Here is a 380-nt window from a genome sequence, read left to right as displayed (position 1 = left end):
GGCGGGCGCCGCCCCGTGCTGCACGCGCGCGAGCCAGTAGCCCGCGCCCCCCGCGATCGCCAGCGCGACCGCCACCGTCGTCATGCGCAGCGCAAGGCTCACTTGAACTCCCCGGTCAGTTTCTTGATCTCGGCCAGCGCCAGGCGGGTCTCGAGCTCGGTCTGCAGGCGCCGCGTGCGGATGTCGATGAGCTGGCGCTCGGCCTCGATCACGCTGTCGAAGTCGACCGTGCCGCTGGCGAGCGCCGCGCGGCTAGCGTCGCGGGTGGCCTGCGCCTGCGGCAGCAGGGTGTGGTCGAGCAGGCGCAGGGTCTCGCGGCCGCGCGCGTACATCGACGCGGCGCCGCCGAGTTCGCCGCTGGCGCGGGCGCGGGCGTCCTC

1 pseudogene is annotated in these 380 nt (G+C 75.3%); it reads right to left on the bottom strand.

Going from position 1 to position 380, the window contains the following annotated elements:
• Positions 1-98: 98 nt before the first annotated feature.
• Positions 99-380: pseudogene (locus C667_RS24030) on the bottom strand (TolC family protein); the annotation flags it as partial.

Origin of the sequence: Thauera phenylacetica B4P (assembly GCF_000310225.1) — a bacterium.
Lineage (GTDB): Bacteria > Pseudomonadota > Gammaproteobacteria > Burkholderiales > Rhodocyclaceae > Thauera > Thauera phenylacetica.
This window is presented reverse-complemented; position numbering and strand designations above follow the sequence as displayed.